The sequence below is a fragment of the Microcoleus sp. K4-B3 genome, from assembly GCF_036704615.1.
Taxonomy (GTDB): Bacteria; Cyanobacteriota; Cyanobacteriia; order Cyanobacteriales; family Microcoleaceae; genus Microcoleus.
This window is the reverse complement of sequence record NZ_JAUBSF010000007.1, coordinates 77,102-95,116: the sequence shown is the minus strand read 5'-3', so window position 1 is coordinate 95,116 and position 18,015 is coordinate 77,102. Positions and strand designations below refer to the sequence as shown.

Below are 18,015 nucleotides of genomic sequence, written 5' to 3'. Positions count from 1 at the left end.
CTGAAGAGTTGCGCAGTCAGCATCCCTCTGGAGTGTAAAAAGCGTTGTTTCGGAGTGCAATCGTGTCGCACAGAAAAGTCTATATATCTCGCTTGAGTTCTCCGGCTAACGTGGAGTGTGAAAGCGTCAGTTGTGGAAGTCTCAAATTAACAAGGCTCTTGGCAATCCCAGCTACAAAAACAGGCAGAATAAAATGAGTGCAGAAAAACAAACTATTTTGGTGACGGGTGGAGCTGGATATATTGGCTCTCACGCGGTATTAGCACTGAAAAACGCCGGTTACGGTGTGGTGATTTTGGATAATTTAGTTTACGGTCACCGAGATATAGTAGATCGGGCTTTGCAGGTGGAGTTGGTAGTTGGCGATACGAGCGATCGCACTCTTCTGGACAACCTGTTCGCTACGCACAATATTGCTGCGGTAATGCACTTTTCTGCATACGCTTACGTGGGCGAATCTGTTACCGACCCAGCTAAATATTACCGCAACAATGTCATCGGTACTATTACCCTTTTGGAAGCAATGCTCGCTGCTAACGTGAAGAAATTTGTGTTTTCTTCTACTTGCGCGACTTACGGCGTACCGCAGAAAATTCCGCTCACAGAAGACCACCCACAAAACCCGATCAATCCCTACGGCGCTACTAAATTAATGGTAGAACGGATTTTGTCTGATTTTGACGCTGCGTACGATTTTAAGTCTGTGTGTTTCCGCTATTTTAACGCGGCTGGGGCCGAGCCGAACGGGTTGTTAGGAGAGGATCACAATCCAGAAACTCACCTAATCCCGCTGGTGTTGTTCGCGGCTTTGGGGAAACGAGATTCGATCGCTATTTTTGGCACGGATTACGATACTCCTGACGGTACTTGCATTCGCGATTACATTCACGTTAATGATTTGGCATCTGCTCACATTTTAGGATTAGAATATTTGCTAAATGGTGGCAAATCTGATTTCTTTAATTTGGGCAACGGCGGCGGGTTTTCGGTGAAAGAGGTGATAGAAACGGCTCGCCAAGTGACCGGAAAAGAGATTAAGGCTGTTGAGTGCGATCGGCGTCCGGGCGACCCTCCTGCTTTAGTTGGCAGCAGCGAGAAAGCCATCAAAACCTTGGGTTGGTCTCCCGAATATCCCGACATTAAGAACATTATATCCCATGCTTGGCAGTGGCACCAAAAACGCCACAATTCTTAGTCGGTAGGGTGCTTAGGGCGCACCTTACCATTGTGTAGCGTGCGCCCTAAGCACCTGATATTAACAAAAAACAGTGAGTATGCTAATAATATCTGCTAAATCGGGACAACTCGGCAACCGACTGCTGCTTTTTGCTAATTTCATTGCTTGGGCGATCGAGCATAATTTGACTGTTCTCAATCCTGCTTTTGACGAATATGCAGAATTCTTTGTGGGAACCGCTAGGGATTTTTTGTGTTGTTATCCTCCTCCATTTTTTACCGCAGCAGGTAACAAGTTTTTCAGAAGTAAATATTATAATATTATTAAGTATTTAATCAATAAAAAAATTTTAAAAACGCAAGAAATAACCCGAAAAGAACCTTTTAGTTGGCTCAAATATCAGGAAATAGAAGAAATCAAGCACCGTTCAATTGTTGCTTTTCAAGGCTGGCTATTTCGAGATGGCTGGTTTGTAGAAGATGTCCCCAAGTTACACAAGTACGCCGACCAGATTAGAGCATATTTTGCACCATTAGAGCGATATAGAATCAATGTAGAGCGTTTGATATTGAATGTCAAAAATAATTCTGATACGATCGTCGGAATTCACATCCGTCAAGGGGATTATGCTCAGCATCAAAAGGGGAGATACTTTTACACAACTGAGCAATATTTAGAAGTCATGAATTCTGTGGTAAGGCTATTTGAAGGAAAAACAGTCAAGTTTTTGATTTGTTCTAATACTTCGCAAAATCCGAGTTTATTTGATAATTTTAACTGTGAATTTGGCAGTGCTCATTTAATTGAAGATATGTATGCTCTGGCTGAGTGCCACTATGTTGTCGGGCCGCCTAGCAGTTATACTATGTGGGCTTCTTTTTATGGAGATAAACCTCTTTATATGATCCGCAAGGTCAATAAAACAATTAATCTAAAAGATTTTGTACATTTTTATGAATGGCAAGGAGTTTTTCAGAATCGAGATGAGTGGAATGAGAGCTTTTGGGAGTGGACACACTGAGGTAAATAAGTAAATCAATGAATTCAAATAAATTAGCAGTCAAGGGATTTATCACTATTTTAACCGGTCTTTACTCTTTCCAGGATTGTGTTCATTTTCTGGCGTCTGTCAGGAAGTTTCACCGCGAACCCATTATGGTTTTAATAGATAGAGTCCCTCTAATTTTATATCCTTTACTTCAGGTGTTTGGAAATGTTATATTGAAACCTGCACCGTCTTACGAAAATCCTGTTTTGGCGTCGCGGCAAGCTAAGCTGGTTTTGTACGGGGAATCTCTGTTTGAGAAAACTATTTATATGGATTGTGATATTTGTTTGTTGTCGCCAATAGATGAGGTTTTTGATTTTCTTGATGAAGTAGACTTACTGGTGACGAAAGATGTGCAGCCTGCGATTGCTAAAGCGGCAAATTTATTAAGAGTCAAGCAGGATATTCTGTCAACTTTGCAGTCTGTCGGGTTGCCGCTAAATGAAAATAGCATTCAATACAATGGCGGATTTATCGCTTTTACGAAAAGCAGTAAAACTCAGGAATTGTTCACAAACTTTAAGAAATATTTCGAGATAGTAGTTGCGCATCAAAATGTGCTACTATTAAAAGACCAGGGTGCTTTTGCGGCTGCTGTTGAATCTGTGAAACCGAAAATGACAACTTTGTCCCCTGTTTACAACTACTTGGATAAGTGGAAGGAAATTTATGCGATCGACAAACCGATTAAAGTAATGCACTGCACTTATCCTTACCGCCCTCAGTACGCGAAGAACGTGACGCGATCGCTCTTTACTAGAATAGTCGATCGCATGGCTAAAATATTTTTACCAAATCAACTTAACAATCCCTGGCGTTTAAAATAATTAAAGTTTGTTGGCAAACTACATCAAAAGTAACAAAATTCAGCCAACAATTCAAAAAAATTAGCCTCAACATATCCGAAAATTTACCTAGAATAAGTATTGCTGGCTTGAATAAAAGTCCTAGATGCATCACTGGGTTTTGTTTACCAAAATACTTCGTTGCTTCCCTTTTCCCTGATTAAAAACCTGGTTTCTTTGGTCTAAATACTTCGTTGCTGCCCTTTTCCCTGGTTAAAAACCTGGTTTCTTTGGTCTCGGGCGCGCAAGTCCCGATTGCCTTGACAAAAGTTCGGTTAAGCAGGAAAATCAAACAAATGTTTTAAACAAAATACTCAGTGAAAGTTTCATTAGTAGTAAGCGATTTGTCAGGAGGAGGTGCAATTCGTGCTTTTCTCTTAGCTCAAGTCCTTAGCGAGCTTAAATGTGATGTAGAAGTTGTTGGATTTCAGTTTGGCAACGAATTGTATGCTATTCCTCCCAGAGACATCCCAGTTTGTGCGATACCGGGTAAAAATTATCCGGGGTTTTTGAGGGATGCTCAAAAACTTTTGAAAAAAATAGATGGGGATATTATTTATGCAGTCAAACCTAAACCTACAAGCTTTGGTTTATCGCTGCTAAAAAAACTGGCGACTCGCCACTCTATAATTTTAGATATAGACGACTGGGAACTGAGCTGGTACGGTGGAGATGAATGGCAATACCGTCCCTCTTTCAAACAACTTTATCGAGATATTTTCAAACACAACGGTCAATTGAGAGAACCAGATCATCCCCTCTATCTCAAGTGGATGGAAAGTCTCATCCACCGTGCTGATGCAGTCACTGTTGATACTGAGTTTTTAAAACAGCGTTTTGGTGGTGTATATTTGCCTAATGGCAAGGATACTGCAATGTTCGACCCTGCTAAATACAATCCTGAATTGAGCAGACAGCGTTACGGCTTGTCCGGGTATAGAATTCTGATGTTTCCCGGAGCACCACGACCTCACAAAGGTGTTGAGGATGTTTTGATGGCTCTCGAACAGTTAAATGAGCCCGATTTAAAATTAGTTATCGTCGGCGGAAGTCCTTATGATGATTATGATGATAAACTTGTGAAACAATGGGGGCGTTGGATTGTTAAACTGCCACGGTTTCCAGTCGAGACGATGCCGTCCGTTGTAGCGGGGGCTCATGTTGTCGTTGTTCCTCAGCGAGAAACTCTCACAGCCGTGGCTCAGTTTCCGCTCAAGCTGACAGATGGCATGGCAATGGCTAAGCCTGTTTTGTCTACGCGAGTGGGGGATATTCCAGCAATTTTAGGGGGAACGGGTTATTTAGTCGATCCGAGTTCTCCCGCTCAAATTTCACAAAAAATTAAATGGATATTTCAAAATTATACAGAGGCTAATTTACAAGGAATGAAAGCTCGGGAAAGATGTGTAAAAGAATATAGTATTCAAGCAATGAAACCGATACTTTCAGATATAATTGCAGGTATGTAAAGGTTATTTTAACACTACTCAATGGAGGAAGAAAAACTGGCTGTTATTAAAGAATATTTTGAGATGCCGTACTGTTTAGCTGGGAATGCTTCATGTCTGCCAATAAGCTACTCCTAAAATTTGCCAGACGATATCCCGGCAGGATTCTCTTAACCGTGATGCTGGGCTTTTCTGGCGCTTTATTCAACGGTATCAGCACTACTCTGATTGTACCAGTGCTTTTAAGTTTTTTAGAGGAAGCTATCGAGCTGCGCGGCGCTCCACCTGTAATTAAAACTTTGATGTATCCCTTTGAGGGAATGCCCGGAAATCAGCGTTTAATGGTGATGACCGGGGCGATTGTTTTGGCAATTTTTTTGAAAAATATTGCGAGTTATATCAATACTTTAGTAGCTACTTCTCTGACGCGCTCTCTGACTTTTGATTTGCGAGAAGCAGGTTTGCGGTTGTTGTTAGAAGTAGATTTAGATTTTTACTCTAAAACTAAAGTCGGGGATTTAATTAATAGATTGGGCGGAGAGATTGGTCGGACTGCTAGTGCAGTTGGCACGGCGATAGGAATGTTTACTACCTCAATCACTGTTTTGGTGTTTGTGGGTCTGCTGCTTTCTATCTCGTGGAAACTGACGGTGACAGCTACAGTTTTGCTGTCGTTAGTTGCTTGGACAAATCAATATATTATTAACCGTTCCAAGCATTTTGGCTACCTGCTTTCTGAAATGTCGAAAGATTATTCAGTTAGGGTGCTGGAAACCATTACTGGGATTCGGCTGGTCAAGTCAACAGGGAACGAGGAAAGGGAGTATCAGCGGATCAAGCATTTAATTCAAAGGCGAGAACAAGCGGATTTTCAGGCTCAGGTAAATTATGCGGCGATCGCCCCAATTAACGAAGTTGTTAATTTAATAGTTATAATTTTGATTGTATTTATAGGTCGCACAATATTTGCGAATGAGATAGAGTCTATTTCTACAATTTTATTAACCTATTTATTGGTAATGTTTAGGTTAATTCCTTTAATTTCTCAGTTGAATAGCGGGCGCAGTCAATTTGCTAATACATCGGCTAGTGTAGAGGTGGTTAATGATTTTTTGAGGTGCGACGACAAGCCATTTATGCTGAACGGTTCTGTGCCGTACACTCATTTGCGATCGGGAATTCATTTTAATAAAATATCTTTTAGTTATCCGAATCACAAAAGTTTAGTTCTTAAAGGAGTAGATTTATTTCTACCTCACGGCACTACGTTGGCTTTGGTAGGAGCGTCGGGTTCTGGCAAGTCAACTTTGGCAGATTTACTGCCGAGATTTTACGATCCTACTGAAGGTCATATCTCGATCGATGGCAGGGATTTGCGTGACTTTGAGCTCAAAAGTCTCAGACAAGCGATGGGTATTGTTAGCCAAGATACGTTTTTGTTTAATGCTTCTGTGCGCGAAAATATTGCTTACGCTAGGCCCCAAGCGACTGAGGAAGAAATTGTGGAAGCGGCGAAGGGAGCGAATGCTTACGAGTTTATCCAACTGTTGCCGGAGGGGTTGGATACTCAAATTGGCGATCGGGGGGTGATATTATCGGGAGGGCAGCGTCAGAGAATTTCAATTGCTAGAGCTTTGCTGCAAAACCCGGAAATCTTAATTTTAGATGAGGCAACGAGTTCGCTGGATACGGTTTCGGAAAGGTACGTGCAAGCGGCGATCGAGAAATTGAGCTGCGATCGCACAACCTTAGTCATCGCCCACCGCCTCTCCACAGTCCAAAAAGCCCACAAAATCGCCGTGATCGATCGCGGACAAGTAGTAGAAATGGGCTCCCACGAAGAATTGCTAGCAAAAGGAGGTTACTACACTCGTTTGTATTCAGTGCAATTTGCCGAAGAAACCGCTCGCGATGAAGCTCTAATTAGAGGTTCTTACGAAATTCGCACTCGCCTGACTCCCATGATAGCTTACCTCAAATTGCTAGTAGATGAAATGGTAGACTCTCCCGAAGAAAGAGACGAGTTAATCAGAGAATCCTTTCACTCGGCTGCTAATATTTTCACGACTTTAGAATTTATAGAAAATACTATTAAGCGTCAAGCTATTAAAAAGTAGTCAGTTGGCAGTTGGCAGTTGTTATTTTCACAATTACCAATTCCCAATTACCAATTACCAATTCCCAATTACCATGTCTAAATATTATATATTTTTTACCAGAAATGTCTTGCCGCAACCCAATGTAGCGAGCTTAGTTCAAGTTGCCCACTCTGCCAATGCCGCAGCAAATCTCGGTTATCCAGCAGTTTTGGTATACCTCCGCAAAGGATGGAATGCTTGGAATCCCGTTGATTTACTTCGTCCTTTTCAACCGAGGAAACCGAATGACCAACTTGCCAAAGTTTACAATATTCAGGAAAAATTAAAAGTAGCAGATTTGCCCATGCCTTGGCCGATCGACATTTGGGACAGCAAGTGGACGAGTGCGAGTACGATCGTCTCAAAATACTATTTACCAATTCACCTGCTTAAATCGACTCAAATTGTCCACACCCGCGACTGGAACTTTGTCAAAGCTGCCATTAAAAATGGTATTCCCGCTATCTACGAACAGCACCACCACGAAGACAAAAATTTTCAACCAGAAATTGTTCGCAATCCTCTATTTCAAATTGCTGTAACTGTTGCATATACTGTCCGAAACAGCATGATTAAGAATGGGATGCCACCGGAAAAAGTAATTACGCTGCACAACGGTTTTAACCATTTTTTTCTCGCGAGACAAACCGAAGCTGCCCAGAATTGGCGACAGCAGTTATTACAAAATGACAAACAGCATTTAGCAGTTTATGCAGGGGGACTTTACCCGTTTAAAGGTGTTGATATGTTGGTGGATGTGGCTAAGGAATTGCCGCTGGTTCAATTTGCGATCGCAGGCGGTGATTCATCCCAAGTAACAGCCTACCAGCAATTAGCCAAAGACAAGCAAGTTAACAACATTAAATTTCTCGGCTACCTGCCTCAAAATCAACTGGCTAGCTTGCTGCAAGCAGCCGATGTTTTGACTCACCCTCACTGTTTGACAGAAGCCGCGACGTTCACTTCTCCTTTGAAGTTCTTTGATTATATGGCATCGGGAACTCCGATTGTAGCGACGGTAATTGCATCTTTAATGGAATTTAAATCGGGAAATATAGCAGCAACTTGGTGCGAACCGGATAACCCGCACCACTTTGCGCAAAGCATTCGAGATTGTTTAACCAAATATCCGAGGAAAATCGAAGGTTATGCAGAAACATTGAATCTTGTCAAGCAATTTTCATGGGAAAATAGGATAGAGAGAATTTTGAGTTATGTAGATGAGTCATTGGTAGGGTGCGTCAGTCCGCAGGCGACAGACAATTGATAAAATTATCAAAACTGACGCACCGTTAACTGTGCGGTGCGTCAGCTTTTCAATTATCAATTATTGCGAAAATCACCCAAGCTGACGCACCCTACATACTGCTAGATTTATTATTAGATATGAACCCAAAAATCATCAGCACAATCACCACCTATCCAGGCATGAACCAAAGCGACTGGCTGTGGCAACAAACCCCCCACAACTTCGGCAAATGGGGAAACATTCAAATGCTCGCCAACCACCCAGAACCAGACTTTTTACTCATGTATCAATTCGACTTTCTCCAACCGCCCAAAAAGCAGTCATGGCTCGACAAAATCCGCCGTCCAAGCCCCCAAAATCCAGAAAATGACATTCGAGAAAAATTGCGCGGTGTCCCCAAGGAACGCATAATTTACCTGATCCGCGAGCCACCCTTACCAGAAGTAATTGAGATTACCAAAGCCAACTACGAACAAGCTAAACTTTATTGCGGTTACGTTTCTGGGCCCGACGATTTAGCACCAAAACCAGATTATATGCCCGCGATTTGGTATCACTCTAACTCGTTTCGAGAACTCGATGAAATGCCTGCGCCACCGAAAAATAAATCCTGTTCTTGGATTACTTCAGGTGTTAGCCGCACCGCCAATCACCGCCACCGATTAGACTTTATCAAATTGCTGCGATCGCAAGAATTGGATTTTGACCTTTACGGGCGAAACTTGCCAACTTGGGCACAGGGAAACGGCACTGTAAACAATAAATGGCACGCTGTCGCACCATACTATTACAACTTAGCTATTGAAAATTATGCAGAAAACGATTTGTATGTCAGCGAGAAGCTTTGGGATGCTTTATTAGCTTGGTGTTTGCCAATTTATTACGGCGGTTCTGCGGCGGATAAATTGCTGCCGGCGGGGAGTTTTCTGCGGCTGCCGAGTTTGGATGAGAAAGGAGTAGAATTTATTCAAGAGGTTGTGGCTAATGCGGATTATTGGCATGAAGCGAGGGAGAAAATTGCCGAAGCCAGACAAATCATTCTCCATGAATTAAACTTGCTCAATTGGCTGTCTAAGTTTGTATCTTAGGAAATAAATTTTAATGATTCGTAAAAGCAAGAACCCCGATTTTCATGATAAGTTCTTGGGGGGAGGGGTGACAGGATGAAGGGGCGGCTTGACTGGCCAGTACGATCGCTCCTGTAGAGTATGTTGTATATTTTGAAGTACCGAGGAGAAGCTGATGGCTTTAAAGAATTACGGTGTTTTAAAAGGTCGTCCTGTGGGACGGCGTTTGGCGATTACGTCTAATGCTCACTACCAAGTTCACTTAGTTTCGGAAGATACAGACTACCGAATTGCCATCAACGTCAAATCGCAGGTAGAACCGTCGGAATTAGAGTATTTGGTTGATGAAAATTTCTCTCATCCCCTGTTGGCAGATTTGGCAGATTTGCCTTTGGGCTTCAAGGAACTGGAGAGAAAGCCCGGTGGTTTGGCACTTGATTTTATTCGCGGTAATTTGTTCGATCGCACTAAAATGATACCTATACCCTTCGAGGTACCTGGTGCGGACAATGACTTAAACGAGAAAATTGACAAATACGTCCAGCGGGCAATGTCGGATGAATTAGCCCATATCTATGCTTTCGGCGAGAAATGGGGGCCGGAAACCATCAAAGACAAAATCTTCGGTTTTTTGCCCGGTAACGGCATTCACGACATCCACATGAACCAGGGAAATGCCGGCAAGTTTGCCAAGGATAACGGCGTTTGGCAAGACGGCGGAATGCTGTTACACTTCCCGTCAGAGAACCGCTGGATAGGGATTTTCCTGAAGTTTCAATCGCAAACTTGGCACAGTGAGGACGATGTGGGACAGCCCATTCATACTATACCCGCACCTATTCCCGGCACACCTCCTGTCAAAGTCGAGCCAGGTAAAGTTCCAGAACCTGACTACATTGTCAGAATTGTGGCGGCGTTAGTAAGTCCTGTGGGTGAAGATGCTGGAAAGGAAACCGTAACGCTGCTGAATGCTTCACCGGATGTAATCGATTTGACTGGATGGTCGATCGCAGATAAGTTAAAGAATAAGCATACCCTCTCCGGTACGGTTGCTGCTGGTGCTTCTCTGGCCGTTACCTTGCCGCCAAACGTGCAACTGAGCAAAAAAGGCGGCTTGATTACGCTGCTGAATAAACAAGGTTTGAAAGTTGACGGCGTGGCGTACACTCAGCAACAAGCACAGCGCGAAGGTTGGACGATCGTGTTTTAATTATACGACTTACGCACGGGTCAGAAACCGGGTTTTTTGCGAGAATCATTAGCAGCCCGAAGAAACAGTAAAAAACCCGGTTTCTTTGGTTTTGATACGTAATTTTGGAACTCAGGAAATAGCGCAATGACAGCAAATCAAAGTCAACCCAGAGAATACGATGCTGTCAAGGGCGGTGAATCTCAAGTGCCATTAGCTGCGGCTGTTTTAGGCGGGATTTCCGGCGTTAAGAGTCGTTTGGCTTCACCGATTGTCGAGGTAAAAATTGCTGCACTGTCTGAAGCGCTCAAATATGGAGAAGCTGGCTTAGATTTAATAATTGGGACACTGCAAGATGAATCAATGGCGGTGAAGTTTGCAGCCTATTCGCTGCTGAAGGATAGAGATGAACCAAAGATAAAACAGCAGTTACAGAACTATTTGCCTATTTTTGAATTTGATGTGATAACAGTTGATGCTGAAGGAAAAGAAAACAGTCGTCATAGTTCCTCTGCTCACTTCTTCCCGGAAGACTTAGGGAACAAAGTTGTGCTGGAAATGGTTTATATTCCCGAAGGCACTTTTATGATGGGTTCGCCAACAACAAGAGAACGTAGAGACGATTCGGAAAATCCACAGCATCAAGTAACAGTACCCGCTTTTTATGCAGGCAAATATCCCATCATCCAAGCACAGTGGCAAGCAATGATGGGAAACAACCCATCGAAATTTAAAGGTGAAAAACTTCCTGTAGAACAAGTATCGTGGCAAGATGCCATCGAATTCTGTGACAAACTATCCCAAACAACCGGGAAAAAATATCGTCTCCTGAGTGAGGCAGAATGGGAATATGCCTGTCGCGCTGGTACAACAACTCCATTTTATTTTGGGGAAACTATTACCCCGAAATTAGCCAACTATGACGGAGGGTTGCCCTACGAAAACGGCCCGAGAGGAGTTCGGCGTCGAAAAACAACAGATGTCGGGATTTTTCCTCCCAATGCCTTTGGATTGTATGATATGCACGGCAATGTTTTGGAGTTGTGCAGCGATAAGTCTCACTATAGCTACAATAGCGCACCAACTGACGGAAGTTATTCGGAAATGGGCGCAGATAATTCCCGAAACCTGTGTGGTGGTTCTTGGTACAATGTTTCGGCTCGATGCCGTAGTGCCAGTCGCTACGCGGGCTTGGTGGACTATAACTGGGCTAACGTTGGTTTTCGCGTAGCGGTAACGTCGGTTTCTCTTTTGTCTTAATCTCTCACGATCGCCCTTCTCTACCATTTTACTAAATGATTCGGCGGTTGAAACCGCAACGACACAAACAAAGTCCGCCTTCGCGAGACTATAGATATGAATGGAATTTGCACGCTAGCCAACGATACAGTTTACGATCAACTAATTGCCTTGCTCAACAGTATTGAAGTTATCTTAGGCTCAAATACTCCTGTCTGTATTTATCCTTTCGACGATCAAATACAGCAAATCCAAGCTGAAATTGTTAACCGTCCCAACGTCTTTATTTATGAAGATAGCGCCTCAATTCAGCGGTGGGACAAATTCATGCAAGCAGCCGCACCAGAGCGTTTGAACCGCAAAAAATTCCGGCTTTACGGCGCACACCGGCGCTTTTGCGCTTTCGACGGCCCGTTTGACAAGTTTATCTACATGGATGCCGATACTTTGGTGATGAATTCCCTTGATGCGGTTTTTCATAAGTTAGAGGAATCGGATTTTGTGGTTTATGATTTTCAATTTCGCGACCCAACTAAAGTATACAATATTCAGTCCCCAAAACTCCTCGAATTTTTTGAGCAAAATCGGATCGACTCGGAAATATTTTGTTCTGGATTTTACGCCAGTAAGCAAGGATTGTTTGATCAAGATACTAGGGAATGGCTATTAGATCAACTGCAATCGGGCGAGGCGGAAATTCTCTATGCAGGTGCGGGAGAACAGCCGTTGCTCAATTATATGGTGATGAAAACGGGGATGAATAGCTATAATTTTGCTTATAGCCTCCCGGATAGCGAAAAAACCGGGTGCAGCGTCACTTCTAAACATTTTGAAGAACGCGATCAAATTTTGTATGACAAAGGAAACCGACTTACTTACATTCATTATATTGGCGTGCAGCCCGATTTAATTCGGAGAGTTTGTGCGGGCGAAAATATTGAGTTTCCCTATCGCGATTTGTTTCTGCATTACCGCTATCTCCGCGAACCGTCCAAGCGTCCGATTTTTGCCCAAGCGCCAAAGTCTTATACTGAGGTTTCTGCGCCGAATTTGTTAAAAAGGGTATTGAGAAGGTTGAGGATAAATGTATGAGTCGCGGTATTTATATTGTTGCGAATGATAAGGTGATCGAAAGTGCGATCGCCCTTTTAAATAGCATACGTTTGTACAATTGTCAAGTACCAATTTTTATGATTCCCTTCGACGAGAATTATCAGCAAGTCGCAGTCGCACTCAGCAGTCTCCACGGGGTGCAATTGTTCCCAAATCTGGAGTTTGTGGAACAGTTTACCAGGGAAATTGGCCAAATGTTCGATCGCAACTTTTTAGCCCTCCCCAACAAAATGCGAAAACTCGCCGCCTGGTTTGGCCCGCTTGATGAATTTCTGTACATCGATACCGATATCATCGTCTTTGAAGACATCGCAGCCAACCTCAACAAACTATCAGAAGTAGACTTTTTTTGCTGCGACTACCACCACCTCAGCGAAAAACTGCGAAATGTATTTTCACCACTTGTAAAAGAACAAAATATCTTTACCGACTCACAGCTTCAAGATTTATTTAACAGCGGTTTTTGGGCTTCGAGAAAAGGAACTATTTCAGAATCGCAAATGTATGAGATTTTGCGAGAATGTTCGCAGCATCGAGAATATTTTGACTTTACTCAAAATGTCACAGACCAACCTATACTAAATTATATCATTCTTAAGCTGATTCCCAAGCGCTGCAATCTTGTTAAAGATTCAGCAACCGAACCTGGAAGCTGGGCTGGTTCCAAGCATTTTCAGGAAATAGATTATGTTCTTTATGACAAAGGTAAAAGGTTAAAATATATTCACTGGGCTGGAATACCAATTAAATCGGGTAGTCCTTATTGGAAACTTTGGAAACATTATCGTTATCTCAATGAGGAAGAGGAAAAACAAAATTTAGTGCAAAAAATATTTCGATATTGGCATGGATAAATAATATTGTTTGTATTCACGCGGCGATTGAAACAGCTAGCAACGCGAGCACACAAACGAAGTCCACGCGGAATAAGAAATTAACTGGTTTACAGGCCGCACCTAGTAACGAGTAGAATTATTCAATCTAAAATCTCAAATCTCAAATCTCAAATCTGATGGCTGATGGCATTTATATTCTGGCAAATGATGTTGTTTTCGACCAATTCGTGGCTTTATTAAACAGTCTCGAAGTCAATGGGGCGAAAAATATTCCTGTTTGCATTATTCCCTACGATGATAACCTGCAAAAAGTACGATCGCACATTTCCACCCTACACAATGTCACCCTGTTTGAAAATACCGATTCTATCCATTTCTGGGAAGACTTTGCAACACAAGCTTGGACATCTCACCACAAGGCTCAAAAAGTTTGGCAAGCTAAAGGTTGGCAGCCAGTTCACTGTTTGGAAATGCACCGAAAGTTTTGCTGTTTTGACGGCCCTTTTGACAAATTTGTCTATTTTGACTGCGACACTCTGTTAATGGGTTCTCTAGATAACATCTATCAAAAACTTGATGAGTTTGATTGGGTAGCAAACGATTTTCAATACAAATCAGATCTTAATTATGTATTTGACTTATCCTCCGCGAAACTGCCAAAAATTTTGAACATTAACCAACTGCAATCTCATGTTTTTTGTGCTGGTTGGTTTGCTTCAAAAAAAGGTATTTTAAATCAAAATAACTCACATCAATTTTTAGATAAATTGATTTCAGGAGAAGCAGAAATTTTGTCTTTGCGGGGAACCGACCAACCTTTATTTAACTATTTAGTCGCCCGCAGCGGTATCTCTTTTTATAACTTTGCTTATCATCAACCTGCACTGGTAACGGGAAATCATTGGTCTTCTCAATTTGAGGTGATAGATTATGTTCTCTATGACAAAGGGCGACGGTTGACTTACTTGCACTACATGAGCATTTCGGCTACAAAGTTTACTCGATTGTGTGCTGGCGAAGATGTTGAGATTCCTTACCGAGAGGTGTTTCTGCACTACCGATATTTGAATTCGCCGGAAACAAAGCCAAAACTCGCGCCTCCAAATTTGTTGGTTCGCTTGCAGAGAAATCTCAAAACTTGGGGAAGTCAAAAAGTTAACAATTTTCAATTTAAGCTGCGGAATTTCTGGGATAAATAGCATCTAACTGTACTCTAACTGTACAAAGACTGAATCCACTCCCATTCGCGCCTTAAACCTTCTTCTAAAGCAACCTGCGGCTGATAATCTAAGATTTTATTGGCTTTAGACACATCCGCGCTAGTGTGCCGCGCGTCTCCCCTCGCAGCTTCGGAAAAATTGATCCGAATAGGTCGATCGACAATTCTCTCTATTGTATCAATAACTTCTTTTAAAACTACCCGACTTCCGCCACCAATATTAAAAACTTCCCCCGCAGCTTCCGGAACCTCAGCCGCCGCTAAATTCGCAGCAACGCAATCGCTGATAAATGTAAAATCCCGCGTTTGCAATCCGTCCCCGAAAATTGAAATCGCCTCGTCAAACAAAATCGACTTAAAAAACTTGTGAAAAGCCATATCGGGGCGCTGTCTCGGCCCGTAAACAGTAAAATAGCGCAGCGAAGTAGTCGGAAGGCCAAAATTTTTGTAATAAAGCCCGCACAAACGTTCACCGGCTAATTTCGTAATTCCGTAGGGAGAAACCGGCTGGGGACAAGCATTTTCACTCGTCGGGAATGACTCAGCATTGCCGTAAATAGAAGAAGAAGAAGCATAGACAAACTTTTGCAATCTTGGCGCATCTTTGGCCGCTTCTAACAATACTTGAGTGCTGTTAATATTGCGATCGGTATAGCTGCGAAAACCGTCGCCCCAGCTAGCACGAACTCCTGCTTGCGCCGCCTGATGAAATATTACCTTAGCATCGGATAAAAGACCTCGCCAATTTAGAGACAAAATATCCCCTTCCACCAATTCAAAACCCGGATACTTTTCAAATCGTGCAATATTCTTGCGCTTGAGGGCCGGATCGTAATAATCGTTGAACTCATCAACACCGATCACCGTCTCTCCTCGATTTAAAAGAGTTTCTACTAAGTTAGACCCAATAAATCCCGCCGCACCCGTAACAATTAAAATACTCATTCGATTTTAGATTTTAGATTTTAGATTTTAGATTTTAAATCTTTAAAATTTTACACAAATTACTGCCTAAGTTGTCATCCTCTTCTTTCTCTTCATCTGCGTTCTCGGCGGTTCCCAAAGCCTCTAATTAGGATAACCCTAGATAACTAGATAACTATCAACCCCCTTGCTTCTCACAAAAGAGGTTGATATTTAACTCTTATCCTTCAAAAGAATCCAGATCCAGCGCTTGGGAACCTCCCCGTTCTAGCTCGATCAAAAGCTTGCCTAGCTGAGTCCAAACTAGCCAGGCCGTCAGTACCGTCAGTGGCAAAGCTAGCGCATAACAAAGTAGTTTTGGGAAGGCAAAAATCTCCATCCCCGAAGCTAAAAATACACAAATTCCGCCAGCCATTCCCAGAAAAGGTATCAGCAATTGCAGCCCTTGCAGGTTAGCCAAAGTGCGAGTAGAACGATTTTTAGACCACAGTTGTACGCCTTGTTTGAGAGTTGCTTCAAATGCTACGCCGGAAGCCATACCTGCTAGTAATCCAGCCGACATTAAAAAATAGGGAGGTTCTGGAAAATAATACACGAATAATTCCTTAATTTGGGTAATTGGAAATTGGGAATGGGGAATGGGGAATAGGGAATGGGAATGGGGAATAGGGAATTGGCAAGAGTAGAATTATTTTTCTTCCTTCTTCCTTCTTCCCTCTTCCTTCTTGATGAGATCCGTTACATCCGTTACATCCGTCGAGCGAATCCGTTGCCGAACTTCCTTCTAGTTAAAATCGAGTTAGCGCCGCTGCTCCTGCTGTGGAAAAATCCGCCAAAGCGCCTAGAGCAACGTTGAACAGGCGACCTGGTTGCAAGTCTTCCTTGACTAAGTTCCACAGGCGGCGAACTTCTTCGGTGTGGAGTCGATCGTCCTCTATCAAAGCCAATATCAATTGGCGTCTCAAAAACGACCCTTCATCTGACAGCAAAAATTGCAAGCCTAGTTGGGCGGTGGGGAGCAAGTCGAAACTGCGATCGGACCTAGCGATCGCGATCATCTCCTCCAACCTGTTCCACTGGAATTTGCCATCTTTGAATAATACCTCAATCAGACGCCGCCGCAGTGCCGGAGATTCTCCGTTCAACAAACGCCGCGCTACATAAGGATACGCCACCTCGACTATCTTGAAATCGGGATTCAGCGTCAGGGCCAAACCTTCTTCTGTCACCAGAGAGCGAATAATTAAGGCAAATTTCGCCGGCACTCGGAAAGGATAATCGTACATCAACTCCGAAAACTGGTCTGTAATCGTCTTGAAGTTAAAATCTGACACCTTTTCGCCGACGATATCGCCGAGCACAGATTCCAACGCCGGGACGATCGGCATAATATCTGTATCTGGAGTCAAAAAGCCAAGTTTGACAAAATCCTTGGCTAACTCTAAGTAATCTTTGTTGATCAAATGAACGACAGAATCAACCAAAGTTTCTTTAGTTGTTTCTTCCATCTGATCCATCATCCCAAAATCAATGTAAGCCATGCGTCCGTCCGCTAAGGCAAACAGATTTCCCGGATGGGGGTCAGCATGAAAAAATCCGTGTTCCAGCAACTGCCGCAAACCGCTGCGGACTCCGACTTCAATTAAACTATCGGTATCCAAACCTGCGGCTTTAACACGTTCTATATCTGTCAGCTTGATGCCGTCAATCCATTCGAGAGTGAGAACGCAGTTTGAAGTATAGCGCCAGTAAATGCTCGGAACTTTTACTGTCGGGTCGTCGGCAAAATTTGTAGCAAATTTCTCGGCGTTGCGGCCTTCATTGATATAATCAATTTCCTCGAACAATTTGATACCGAATTCATCGACTATTAAACAAAGGTCGTGACCGAGATTCAGCGGCAGCAACGGGCCCAACAATCCAGCCCCCCAGCGCATTAAATAAAGATCGAGGCTCAAGACTGGCAGCAAATTCGGTCGCTGAACCTTGACTGCTACTGCTTCCCCGGTGAGGAGGCGAGCTCGGTAGACTTGACCGAGACTTGCCGCGGCCACAGGTTCGGGGGAGATTTCGCTATAGGTTTCGCTAATTTTGCGATCGAGTTCCGCTTCAATAATCTCGAAAGCTCGCACGGAGTCAAACGGCGGCAACTGATCCTGAAGTTTAATCAGTTCTTCGAGAAAGTCTTTGCGGATCAAATCCGGTCTGGTAGAAAGAGCTTGGCCGACTTTAATGAAAGTGGGGCCCAAGCGAGTGAGTATTTGTCGCAGGTGGGTGGCCCGTTCCGGCTGGTGTGCTGCGACTTCGTGCTGCCAACTGTCCCACAGCATCCCCAGCACAAAGCCCGCAAAAGACCAAATAACGGTAATTGCGCGCCAAATTGCTTTCCAAGGACGGTTGCGGTAATACTGAGCGATCGCTTGTGGATCGTAGCGTCTAGCCTGAGTGAATTGATACTGAGGCACTCGTTTATTTTCCTCTTATCTTCTGAAAATTACAGGTTAAATTGAGAATTGGGCATCG

Annotated in this window: 15 protein-coding genes; 12 read left to right on the top strand and 3 right to left on the bottom strand. The window is 43.2% G+C overall.

The window, feature by feature from the left end:
* The first annotated feature begins 193 nt into the window (after nt 1–193).
* The 12 genes from galE to QUA78_RS05900 all read left to right on the top strand — a co-directional run bounded on the left by galE (nt 194) and on the right by QUA78_RS05900 (nt 14,548).
* Complete coding sequence (gene galE, locus QUA78_RS05955; RefSeq protein ID WP_333300368.1) at nt 194–1,195, top strand: UDP-glucose 4-epimerase GalE; 1,002 nt, start codon at nt 194–196, stop codon at nt 1,193–1,195.
* 79 nt (nt 1,196–1,274) lie between these two features.
* Nucleotides 1,275–2,198, top strand: coding sequence for an alpha-1,2-fucosyltransferase (locus QUA78_RS05950; RefSeq protein ID WP_333300394.1), 924 nt, complete (start codon nt 1,275–1,277; stop codon nt 2,196–2,198).
* Nucleotides 2,199–2,215: 17 nt separating this feature from the next.
* Nucleotides 2,216–3,052 carry a hypothetical protein gene (locus QUA78_RS05945; RefSeq protein ID WP_333300370.1) on the top strand — a complete coding sequence of 279 codons (837 nt, stop codon included), beginning with the start codon at nt 2,216–2,218 and terminating at the stop codon, nt 3,050–3,052.
* Nucleotides 3,053–3,387: 335 nt separating this feature from the next.
* Nucleotides 3,388–4,539, top strand: coding sequence for a glycosyltransferase family 4 protein (locus QUA78_RS05940; RefSeq protein WP_333300371.1), 1,152 nt, complete (start codon nt 3,388–3,390; stop codon nt 4,537–4,539).
* Nucleotides 4,540–4,631: 92 nt separating this feature from the next.
* On the top strand, nt 4,632–6,635 hold the full coding sequence (locus QUA78_RS05935; RefSeq protein ID WP_333300373.1) for an ABC transporter ATP-binding protein: 2,004 nt from the start codon (nt 4,632–4,634) through the stop codon (nt 6,633–6,635).
* A gap of 73 nt (nt 6,636–6,708) precedes the next feature.
* Nucleotides 6,709–7,923, top strand: a complete 1,215-nt coding sequence (locus QUA78_RS05930) for a glycosyltransferase family 4 protein (RefSeq protein ID WP_333300375.1) — start codon at nt 6,709–6,711, stop codon at nt 7,921–7,923.
* A 119-nt stretch (nt 7,924–8,042) separates the two neighbouring features.
* Nucleotides 8,043–8,993 carry a glycosyltransferase family 10 domain-containing protein gene (locus tag QUA78_RS05925; RefSeq protein WP_333300377.1) on the top strand — a complete coding sequence of 317 codons (951 nt, stop codon included), beginning with the start codon at nt 8,043–8,045 and terminating at the stop codon, nt 8,991–8,993.
* 154 nt (nt 8,994–9,147) lie between these two features.
* Nucleotides 9,148–10,182: a DUF2278 family protein gene (locus tag QUA78_RS05920; protein ID WP_333300379.1), complete on the top strand. Its 1,035-nt coding sequence runs from the start codon at nt 9,148–9,150 to the stop codon at nt 10,180–10,182.
* Nucleotides 10,183–10,308: 126 nt separating this feature from the next.
* Complete coding sequence (locus tag QUA78_RS05915) at nt 10,309–11,421, top strand: formylglycine-generating enzyme family protein (RefSeq protein ID WP_333300380.1); 1,113 nt, start codon at nt 10,309–10,311, stop codon at nt 11,419–11,421.
* A gap of 96 nt (nt 11,422–11,517) precedes the next feature.
* Entirely contained in the window at nt 11,518–12,492 is a 975-nt protein-coding gene (locus tag QUA78_RS05910) for an Npun_R2821/Npun_R2822 family protein (RefSeq protein ID WP_333300383.1), read from the top strand.
* Nucleotides 12,489–13,367: an Npun_R2821/Npun_R2822 family protein gene (locus tag QUA78_RS05905; protein ID WP_333300385.1), complete on the top strand. Its 879-nt coding sequence runs from the start codon at nt 12,489–12,491 to the stop codon at nt 13,365–13,367. The genes QUA78_RS05910 and QUA78_RS05905 overlap by 4 nt, the downstream gene beginning before the upstream one ends.
* Nucleotides 13,368–13,525: 158 nt before the next feature.
* Entirely contained in the window at nt 13,526–14,548 is a 1,023-nt protein-coding gene (locus QUA78_RS05900; protein ID WP_333300386.1) for an Npun_R2821/Npun_R2822 family protein, read from the top strand.
* Between the two features lie 14 nt (nt 14,549–14,562).
* Here the strand turns inward: QUA78_RS05900 and QUA78_RS05895 are convergent, their stop codons facing one another.
* From QUA78_RS05895 to QUA78_RS05885, 3 genes are all read right to left on the bottom strand, one after another.
* On the bottom strand, nt 14,563–15,513 hold the full coding sequence (locus tag QUA78_RS05895) for an NAD-dependent epimerase/dehydratase family protein (RefSeq protein ID WP_333300388.1): 951 nt from the start codon (nt 15,511–15,513) through the stop codon (nt 14,563–14,565).
* A gap of 199 nt (nt 15,514–15,712) precedes the next feature.
* On the bottom strand, nt 15,713–16,087 hold the full coding sequence (locus tag QUA78_RS05890; RefSeq protein ID WP_333398661.1) for a hypothetical protein: 375 nt from the start codon (nt 16,085–16,087) through the stop codon (nt 15,713–15,715).
* 193 nt (nt 16,088–16,280) lie between these two features.
* Nucleotides 16,281–17,957 (bottom strand): AarF/ABC1/UbiB kinase family protein, encoded by a 1,677-nt coding sequence (locus QUA78_RS05885; protein ID WP_333398659.1) that lies wholly within the window; start codon nt 17,955–17,957, stop codon nt 16,281–16,283.
* Nucleotides 17,958–18,015: the final 58 nt, after the last annotated feature.

Excerpts from the sequence above, each read along its gene's own strand:
- galE (WP_333300368.1), top strand. The coding sequence starts at position 194 with ATGAGTGCAGAAAAACAAACTATTTTGGTGACGGGTGGAGCTGGATAT.
- QUA78_RS05950 (WP_333300394.1), top strand. The coding sequence starts at position 1,275 with ATGCTAATAATATCTGCTAAATCGGGACAACTCGGCAACCGACTGCTG.
- QUA78_RS05945 (WP_333300370.1), top strand. The coding sequence starts at position 2,216 with ATGAATTCAAATAAATTAGCAGTCAAGGGATTTATCACTATTTTAACC.
- QUA78_RS05935 (WP_333300373.1), top strand. The coding sequence starts at position 4,632 with ATGTCTGCCAATAAGCTACTCCTAAAATTTGCCAGACGATATCCCGGC.
- QUA78_RS05930 (WP_333300375.1), top strand. The coding sequence starts at position 6,709 with ATGTCTAAATATTATATATTTTTTACCAGAAATGTCTTGCCGCAACCC.
- QUA78_RS05925 (WP_333300377.1), top strand. The coding sequence starts at position 8,043 with ATGAACCCAAAAATCATCAGCACAATCACCACCTATCCAGGCATGAAC.
- QUA78_RS05920 (WP_333300379.1), top strand. The coding sequence starts at position 9,148 with ATGGCTTTAAAGAATTACGGTGTTTTAAAAGGTCGTCCTGTGGGACGG.
- QUA78_RS05915 (WP_333300380.1), top strand. The coding sequence starts at position 10,309 with ATGACAGCAAATCAAAGTCAACCCAGAGAATACGATGCTGTCAAGGGC.
- QUA78_RS05910 (WP_333300383.1), top strand. The coding sequence starts at position 11,518 with ATGAATGGAATTTGCACGCTAGCCAACGATACAGTTTACGATCAACTA.
- QUA78_RS05905 (WP_333300385.1), top strand. The coding sequence starts at position 12,489 with ATGAGTCGCGGTATTTATATTGTTGCGAATGATAAGGTGATCGAAAGT.
- QUA78_RS05900 (WP_333300386.1), top strand. The coding sequence starts at position 13,526 with ATGGCTGATGGCATTTATATTCTGGCAAATGATGTTGTTTTCGACCAA.
- QUA78_RS05895 (WP_333300388.1), bottom strand. The coding sequence starts at position 15,513 with ATGAGTATTTTAATTGTTACGGGTGCGGCGGGATTTATTGGGTCTAAC.